Annotated in this window: 6 protein-coding genes and 2 pseudogenes; all 8 read right to left on the reverse strand. The window is 64.4% G+C overall.

From position 1 onward, the window contains the following. Window positions 1-717: pseudogene (locus CFR80_RS16780) on the reverse strand (hypothetical protein); the annotation flags it as partial. Next, on the reverse strand, window positions 717-1,334 hold the full coding sequence (locus CFR80_RS16785; RefSeq protein ID WP_232272643.1) for a hypothetical protein: 618 nt from the start codon (window positions 1,332-1,334) through the stop codon (window positions 717-719). The pseudogene CFR80_RS16780 and the gene CFR80_RS16785, both read right to left, overlap by 1 nt. Window position 1,335: 1 nt before the next feature. Then, the gene (locus tag CFR80_RS16790; protein ID WP_019087457.1) at window positions 1,336-2,460 is read right to left on the reverse strand and encodes a baseplate J/gp47 family protein; all 1,125 of its coding nucleotides are present in this window, start codon (window positions 2,458-2,460) and stop codon (window positions 1,336-1,338) included. 42 nt (window positions 2,461-2,502) lie between these two features. Further along, the gene (locus CFR80_RS16795; protein WP_110507749.1) at window positions 2,503-2,865 is read right to left on the reverse strand and encodes a phage tail protein; all 363 of its coding nucleotides are present in this window, start codon (window positions 2,863-2,865) and stop codon (window positions 2,503-2,505) included. Beyond that, complete coding sequence (locus CFR80_RS16800; protein WP_019087356.1) at window positions 2,862-3,539, reverse strand: phage baseplate assembly protein V; 678 nt, start codon at window positions 3,537-3,539, stop codon at window positions 2,862-2,864. The genes CFR80_RS16795 and CFR80_RS16800 overlap by 4 nt, the downstream gene beginning before the upstream one ends. Further along, window positions 3,532-4,692, reverse strand: coding sequence for a hypothetical protein (locus tag CFR80_RS16805; protein WP_110507750.1), 1,161 nt, complete (start codon window positions 4,690-4,692; stop codon window positions 3,532-3,534). The genes CFR80_RS16800 and CFR80_RS16805 overlap by 8 nt, the downstream gene beginning before the upstream one ends. Continuing rightward, window positions 4,689-4,898: a hypothetical protein gene (locus CFR80_RS16810; RefSeq protein ID WP_110507751.1), complete on the reverse strand. Its 210-nt coding sequence runs from the start codon at window positions 4,896-4,898 to the stop codon at window positions 4,689-4,691. The genes CFR80_RS16805 and CFR80_RS16810 overlap by 4 nt, the downstream gene beginning before the upstream one ends. Window positions 4,899-4,905: 7 nt before the next feature. Beyond that, window positions 4,906-5,358: pseudogene (locus tag CFR80_RS16815) on the reverse strand (hypothetical protein); the annotation flags it as partial.

Below are 5,358 nucleotides of genomic sequence, written 5' to 3' on the forward strand. Positions count from 1 at the left end.
CGACACTCGCAGCAGGCCCTCATACGTTGAATCCTGCCCCAGATTGACCTTGTCGGTGGTCTGGTTGGTGCCGCCGCCCTGCTGCACGGGGGTGAAGCCCAGCGCATCCTGCTTGGCCGCCTGTAGCTGCGGGATGGTGTCGTAAAACGGCGCGCCGGCCGCCTGCGCGATCATGTCCGCCGTGATGGACGTGGCCCCGGCGGGAACGGTTATGGTCCACAGCGGATATGCGCCATCCGGCACGGACACGCCAATGCCGATCTGCGCCATGTCCTGCCGCACGGTGGGCGCGGTCTTTCCGCTGTTATCGGCACCGGCATAGGTCACGGACGGGTCGGCGGCATTGTAGAACGGCAGCACGGTATCATCCGTATCGACCGTGGCGGGCGTGACATACACGGTATAGGTCGCCCCTGCCCCCGGCACCGCCAGCGTGACGGGGTCGCGGCTGGCGTACTGGCGCACCAACGCGCTGGACACGGCGGCAAGCGTGCCATAGGCGGATGCATCCACCACGCCGGGGGCCAGCAGCGAACCGGGGGCGATCACCAGCGTAAGCCCGCTGCCCGGCGTGCAGGCAAAGCCGCTGGCGGCCACGGTGGACCAGCCGTAAGCCATGGCCGCAAGCTGGCCCAGACCCACATACGCATTGCGCTGGGCGTTCAGCTGGTCGCTGTCCAGCGGAATCTGCGCGGGGTAGACGATCTGTCTGTCCATTATTCAGGGTTCTCCACGTCCTGAACCCACGCGATGGTGCCTGCGGGCATCACATCGGCCATGCGGTCCAGTGTCTGTGTTGCGGGCGGGTCGGTGTCACCCGTGGGAAGCTGGGCAAAAAGCTGGAAGGGGGCTGCGCGCGAGCCATAGCGCAGGGCGGCGACGCCATACCCGTATCCGCCGCCAATGGCCGGGCTGGCCATGCTGGCAATCCCCTTGCAGTCGGCTGCGTTGCGCGGTTCGATCACGCGGCCTGCGCTGCCCACTTCATCGGCAATGGTGTTGACCACGTCGGGCCGCGTGCCCAGCGAGGGGAACAGGGCTTCCTCGATGCGGGTGCGGAAGGCATCATCACTTTCGCCGGGGTTGCGGGTCAGCATGGTGCCAAAGAAGTCGGTTGCGAACATGTCCAGGAACGCGCCGGTCATGGTGGCTAGGCGGGTCTGGTCTGCCGTTCCCGACAGCATATCCCATATCCATGCGAACATGCTGCCAAAGCCCTGCAGCAGCGCATTCAGCACCGGGGCCTGTTCCGCCTCCCCCGCTGCAGGAGCCGCCGGGAACCACCCGGTCGGCAGCAGCTTGCGGATGCGCAGGGCAAAACCGTTCTGCGTCACGTCAGCCAAAGGACACCGTCCCCGCACGATAGGCCGTGCCGGTTGTCGCGGGCAGGTCCACCACCCCACCGGCCAGTGTCACGCCGGTCACGTTGGTGACGGACGTGCTGGCAGCATAGGCAATCTGGATCAGGCGCGAATAGCTGGCCGAAGCCCCGATGGCGAGGCCATTGAAGTAGGCCGCGATATTGGTGCTGATCGTGGCCTGAACGGCGGCAAGGTCGCCCGTGCCATCCACGCTGACGGTCATGGCCACGGCGGGCCGCACCACATCGGGGCGCACAACCATGATGGACACGGCGGCCGGACGCACATCATCCACGGCCGTATAGACCTGATCGATCAGCGTATCGGACACGTCACCCGACCCGTCATCGACATACACCACTACGTTTCCGGGCAGGAAAGCGCCGGACGTGTCCACGTTCTCCACCACCTGGTAGATCAGGTCGGCGGAAACATCGGTTACGGCGTTTTCGATGGCGGCAATCGTGGCCTTGGAGCGGCTGTTGATGTAGGCGACAAACCGGGTGCGGAGCGCCGCGTCCGTCTCGCCATCGCTGCCGTTGGTCAGGGCTGCGGCATTCGTTACAGTGTCGATACCCGCAACCGCCGTGCCCAGCAGGCAGATGGCACCCGCCGCCACGTTGCCGGTAGTGCCGGTGGTCTCGCACTGGACGGGCACCGTGATGGATGCCGTGCCAGCCGGACGCACATACGCGCCATCGGCTGCGGACCAAGCCGCATTCGTGCTGTCCTCCACCACATCATAGATCAGGTTCGAGGCCGTCTTGACCGTGCTGCCCACCGCAATGGTGGCGGACTGGCTGGCGGGTGTGAACGAGGTGAACGTGACCGTGCCGGTGGCTGCTGTGCCCGCCAGGCGCGTGAGGCCAAAATCCTGCACGAAACTGTCCACGTCCGACCCGATGGACGTGGCAAGGCGGGTGCGCGAGAGGATCTGCAAAGCAATGAACTGGAACCACAACCCCAACCCCGCCACCGCTTCAAGCATGGCGCGGCCGGGGGAGCCGACGTTCAGGTCCAGCAGCGACGGGCACGCGCCCTGCGCTGCGGCCACCATGTTGCCCAGCGTCGTCTTGAAAGACTGGAAGGTTATGGCCAAGCGGGCCTCCCATAAAAAAAGGCGGCTCCGGGGAACCGCCTGTCAGGTGCTCAGTGTCAGTTCCTGCACCGCGCCGGTGGTGGCATCGGTGTAGGATATGGCCAGAAGATAAGTCTCGGTTTTCGGGCTGGTTATGGTCACGGTGACGGGTTGGGTCTGGTCCACGCCTGCCTCGGCCTGCATCTGTTGCAGCACAAGGGCGCGGATGCCCGCCTCATCCATCACCATGCCGACCCGGGCGGGCAGGCCCGCGCCGTAATCGGGCTGCCAGATATATGCGCCCGCATTGGTGCACAGCCTGCGCAGCAGCGCCTGCCGGGTCTGGTCCGCGCCCGTCACCACGGCAACACCACCGGTGCCCGACAGGTCGAGGTCACCGCCCATGGTGTGGGACAGGGCGCTCATGACGGCGCGCCCGTGGTGCCTGGCGCATCGGTGACCGGGTGGGTGTGGCTGTGGCCGGACGTGCCGTTCGCGATCACGTCCTTCTGGCCCGTCACGGTGCCCTGCGCGGTCATGTCCTTATCCGTGGCGATGGGGCCGCCAGTGACGGACAGGCCGTTACCATCCAGCGTCATGGCCACGCCGCCGACCTTCCACGCCTTGCCGCCATTGGTCAGGGTTTCCGTGGCGTTCCCGGCCCCGCTGTAGATCGTGTCTTTCGTGATATGCCACCACGGGGCGTTCTGCGTGGCGTTTCCCGGCGTGGTTTCGCCATTGCCCGGCGGCGCGCCGCACCCGGCCATGATCAGCATCTCGCCGGGCTGTGCCGGACTGCCGGTGGCGGGGGATGCGGGCGGCATGACCACCGCGTCATACACCGGCATGACGGCCACGCCGTGTTCCGCGTCCGCCTCCACATGCACGACCAGCACATGCGTGCCGATATCGGGCGGGCAGGCGATGCGCAGGCTGCCGACCTGCATGGCGGCCCAGGGCAGCCAGCCGCTTTCGATGTCTGACGGCTGGGTCATGACCTTCACGGCATGGTTTACCGGGTCTACCGCGCTGACGATGCCAAACTCCGGTTGCGCCTGCGCATTCGCGATGTTGGAACCCACCATGCGCATGTCAGCCATTATCTTCGTCCTTCGTCACATCGCGGTTGCGTAAGGTAATCTGCTGTGTGAATCCGCCAGACCACGAAAAGCGGCTACTGACCGCGTCCACATCAAGCGTGCCATCCCATGTCGTGCCAGTGCCGGTGATCTGCATGAACTGGCGCGGGGCCAGCGTGATGCGGCCTGGTATCTGGCCACTGATGACGCGCTCATGCGCCACGATTTCGTTATATTTCTGCTGGGCATACCGCTGCACCAGATCAAGGCGAGCGCCGGGCAGCGTGAAGCTGTGCAGGTTGCCATTACGGGCGGCCATCGTGGGTGATGGCCCTTCTGCCGTCCAATAAAACTCCACCCGGTTGCGCTGGCGGCTGTCCCAGCTTGTGACATGCACGATGATGCCCTTACCGATCTGGTAATCCCGCGTGAAGCGCAGGCCACTTGCCCCCATCCTGATAGGATTAAGTGGGCCAGTGTCGCTGTAATCCAGCGTCTGGGTGTTGGCTTTCGTGGGCTTGGGGTAGGGTGCGCAGACAATCGTCTTGCCCTCGGCGTAGAGGTCGCACCGATTCATGTTGGCCTCATAGGTGGCCAGATCAAACGCAGTCTGAAACCGACTGTGGCTGCTGGCGGACTTCCGTTTGTGTTCGACCTGCCAGAACTGGCCCACCATACCATCGGTCATGGTTACGTTGGGCGTCAGGCCCGCATCAGTGATCATTGCCTTGACCACATCCGCGCCAGTCATGTTCATCCAGCCCGACAGCACACGCATATCCAGCAGCTTGGCCAGGTAGTCGCGGCACTGGATGTGTACGGACGTTTCTGCCGGGGACCATTCGACATGATCCACGATGCCCTGGAACATGGTCGTCCACTGTGCGCCGGCCCGCGCCTCGTCGCGCATCTGCAAGGTGATGTCGATATCAGGAAGCGCGGATCCGCTCGATGATGCCGCCAGATCAAACCATAGGCCGCCCGTGGCAATCTGAGTCCGGTCCAGCGCCAGCGTCATATCCAGCGTGTCCGCCCGGCTGTATCGGGTGCGGGTAAGCGTGAATTCTTCCAGCAAGGTGACGGTGGTTTCGGCTCCGTTGACCAGAAGCCGGGCGCGGGGCACGCGCCATATCGGCTGCTTGCGGTGCGCCGTAACGCTGATTGTCTCGCTCATGCCGACACCCCAGGCACGCCACTCGCCAGTGATGCATCAACGGTCGGTAGGATGATCTGAACTGGCGTCAGGAAGTTGGACAGATCGGGATCCGTCAGACCGTTCAATTGCGCAATCCGCCACCACTGGGTTGCATCGCCAAGCTGCGCCGCCGCAACGTGATACAGCGATACGTCTGCCGCCGTCACTTTGATCGTAGTTGCCATGATGATCCTATTGCGCCGTAACTAGCGGCCCGTTCTGGGTGCCGTCCGTGGCTGTCAGGGTGTTCGCATAGGCGCGATTGACCAGTGCGCCGGACGTGACCGATGCGCTGTGCAACTCCGCATTCTGGGTCAGGGTGGATAGACCAGCCGCGCCGTTCAGGCTGACCCCCTCAAGGTTCGCGCCTGTCTGGCTGATACCAGTTGTCAGGCCAGTGCCAGCCGCTTCCAGGCCGCTCAGCAGGCTTGCCGCGCTTTCCGGGGTCGAGGCCAGATTGACGCCCGCGCCAGACAGGCCGCCGACCACCGACAGATTATCCTGCACGCCAGCAAACACTCCGCCAGCGCCAACCATGTCGGCAACCGGCGTCACCTGCCCCACAACCGTGGATAACTGGCCCGCGATATTGCCTGTAATGGTGGCTACATCACTCACGGCACCGGTGATGGATGAAACGACAGA

The organism is Komagataeibacter oboediens, from assembly GCF_003207815.1.
GTDB lineage: Bacteria > Pseudomonadota > Alphaproteobacteria > Acetobacterales > Acetobacteraceae > Komagataeibacter > Komagataeibacter oboediens.